Raw genomic sequence first — 3,015 nt, 5'->3', positions numbered from 1 at the left:
CCCTGCATCGCGAAGCCATCGGGGCTGTCGAGCTGGACCCGGAGCTGGAGCCGGGTGAATGCCGCTTCCTGCGTCCGGAAGAGATCGCCAGCTTCTGATCGCTAGCTTCTGATCTGCGCATGCGTCATGAAAAAGCCCCCGTCATTTTCACGAATGGCGGGGGCTTTTTCATGCGCGTCGTTGGACACCGAACCTTGTATCGATCCAACGATCGCGCTTAAGGTAGGCAATTGTCTGCTCGTATTGTGAATTATTTGCTGGAAGTGGGTTTTGCAGAAGTGGTATTTATGCAGAGGCCATCTTCAATCAAACGCTTGTTTCCAGTATTTTCATGACAATGGCGTATTCATAACAACAACGAGGAAAATCCACTATGTCGTCCCCCTTCATCAAGTCGTCTCCCTTCACCAGGTCCCCCCTGATGAAAGCTCTGCCGCTGCGCATGGCGTTGGCGGGCAGTGGTCTGCTGCTGGCAACCCTGTCAGCGCCGGCGACTGCCGCGGAAGATGCCAGTGTCGTGTTCGCGGCGCCGCCATGGCCGGGCGTGACCATGAAGACCGAGATCGCCTCCGAAATCTTCGAGGCACTGGGCTATTCTCCCACCACCCGCCAGCTGGGCGCGCAGATCACTTACGAAGGCATCTCGCTCGGGGAAGTCGATGTCTACCTGGCCGCCTGGTTGCCAGGTCAAAGCACCATGTACAAGGCGGCTATGGCAAAGGATGCCATGGTCGACTTCGGCAACAACGTGGATGGCGCACGTGCCAATTTCGCCGTGCCACGTTACGTGGCCGAAGCCGGTGTCACCTCACTGCATGACGTCGACAAGCCGGAATTTGCCGACAAGTTCGAAAAGACCATCTATTCCATCGAGATCGGCTCGGGCTCCAGTGAAATCGCCAACCGTGCCGTCGATGAGGACATCTATGGTCTCGGCGATTGGGATCTCAAGGAGTCTTCCACTGCTGGCATGCTTGGGACAGTCGCCAATGCCATCAAGCGTGATGAGTGGGTCATGTTCGTCGGCTGGACTCCGCACTGGATGGGCGTCGAATACGACATGGTCTTCCTCGATGACCCGGAAGACCTCTGGGGCCCGGGTGGTGGCGCCAGTGATGTGAAGACCTTGGCCAACAAGGCGTGGTCGGAAGCACATCCCAATGCATCCATCTTCCTGGATCAGATCTCCTTCACCTCCGAGGAGCAGAGTGAACTCATCTATGGCTATGGCAAGGAAGAGCGCCCGCAGGAAGAGGTGGCGGGAACCTGGATGAAAGCCAACCCAGCCAAGGTCAAGGCCTGGCTGGAAGGCGTGACCACCCGTGATGGCGAACCTGCCTGGCCGGCCGTCAAGGAGGCTCTCGGCCTGCCGGAAGCATGATCGACAGCTTGAAAAGGTGCCGCTGATCTTTGCGGATGCAGCACCTTGAATATAGTGGTAAGAACACGAAGCCCGCTCATTGAGCGGGCTTCGTGCGTTCTACAGCAGCGAACGTGTCAAGAAAGCGCACAGCATCAGAGCCGGGAATAGCCTCTGGTATGCAGCGCATCAGGAGGAGAATTCGTCGTCATGCAAATCTTGCATGGAAAATCCAAATAAAGAATTGGTCGCGGGATAGGGGCCTTTATCACCATCAGTCTGCACTCTGCGCTGCTTCCACGCGCAGCCAACAATAATGACAAGAAGGAAACACTCATGGCTGATTCAGGCTCTTCCTCCGCCTCGTTGCCTCGCTCTCCCGGGCCCATTGCGCGCTTTCTGTCTCCCTGGACACGTCTGGCGCTGTGGAAGCAGATCTTCATCGCACTGGTTCTGGGCCTGGGGCTGGGTATCGTGCTCAACCAGACCGGGCGCGCCGATATCGCCGCCGATATCAAACCGCTGGGTGACCTGTTCATCCGCGGCATCAAGATGCTGATCGTGCCGCTGGTCTTCATCTCACTGGTCACTGGTGTGGCCTCGCTCAACAACCTCTCCAAGATCGGCCGCCTGAGCGTCAAGACGCTGGTGCTCTATCTGGGCATGACGGCGGTTGCCATCACCATCGGCCTGGGGCTGGCTACCGTCTTCCAGCCGGGCGTCGGGATCGACCTGGGCAGCGCGGCCAATGTCGAGGTGCGTGAAGCGCCGACCGCCGTCGATACGCTGCTCGGGCTGGTACCGACCAATGCCGTCGAGGCCTTCGCCGAAGGCAATGTGCTGCAGATCATCGTCTTCGCGATCCTGTTTGGCCTCTCCATCACGCTGGTGGGGGAGAAAGCCCGTCCGGTGCGCGTGTTCTTCGAGTCCGCGGCGGAAATCATCTATCGCATGACCAGCATCATCATCGCCTTCACGCCCTACGGTGTCTTCGCCCTGATGACCTGGGTGGCGGGTACCTATGGCCTGGCGATGCTCGCGCCGCTGGCCAAGGTGATCGGCATCGTCTATCTCGGCTGCTTCGTGCATGCCATCGTGGTCTATGGCGGCATGCTGCGTTTTCTGGCGCGCTTGAACCCGCTGCGCTATTTCCAGGGCAGTGTCGAGCCGATCATGCTCGCCTTCACCAGCACCTCCAGTTCCGGCACCTTGCCGGTGACCATGATGGCCGCCGAGCAGAATCTGGGCGTCAAGCGGGGTGTCTCGAGCTTCGTGCTGCCGCTGGGTGCGACCATCAACATGGATGGCACTGCGTTGTATCAGGGCGTCTGCGCGCTGTTCATCGCCCAGGCCTATGGCGTTGATCTGGGCATGACCGAATACGTCACCATCATCATGACCGCGACGCTGGGCTCCATCGGTACCGCCGGTGTGCCGGGTGCCGGCTTGATCATGCTCTCGCTGGTGCTGACCTCCGTCGGCCTGCCGCTGGAAGGCGTTGCCATCATCGCGGGTATCGATAGTGTGCTCGACATGGCACGTACCGGCCTCAACGTGGCGGGTGACTGCGCCGTCAGCTGCCTGGTCGCCAAGAGCGAAGGCGAGCTGGACGAGGAAGTCTTCAATACGCCCCACGTCATGCGCTCAGAGCTCAG

At 59.4% G+C, this 3,015-nt stretch carries 2 protein-coding genes; both read left to right on the top strand.

Going from position 1 to position 3,015, the window contains the following annotated elements; translation table 11 throughout:
- Positions 1-421 precede the first annotated feature (421 nt).
- Positions 422-1,381: an ABC transporter substrate-binding protein gene (locus AC4FAH_RS14180; RefSeq protein WP_287020371.1), complete on the top strand. Its 960-nt coding sequence runs from the start codon at positions 422-424 to the stop codon at positions 1,379-1,381.
- A gap of 315 nt (positions 1,382-1,696) precedes the next feature.
- The coding region (locus AC4FAH_RS14175) for a dicarboxylate/amino acid:cation symporter (protein WP_490246271.1) at positions 1,697-3,015 on the top strand (1,319 nt) is incomplete at its 3' end.

The organism is Cobetia sp. (assembly GCF_983723665.1).
Note: the sequence above shows the minus strand (reverse complement) of the source record. Positions and strands in the feature narration are given on the sequence as shown.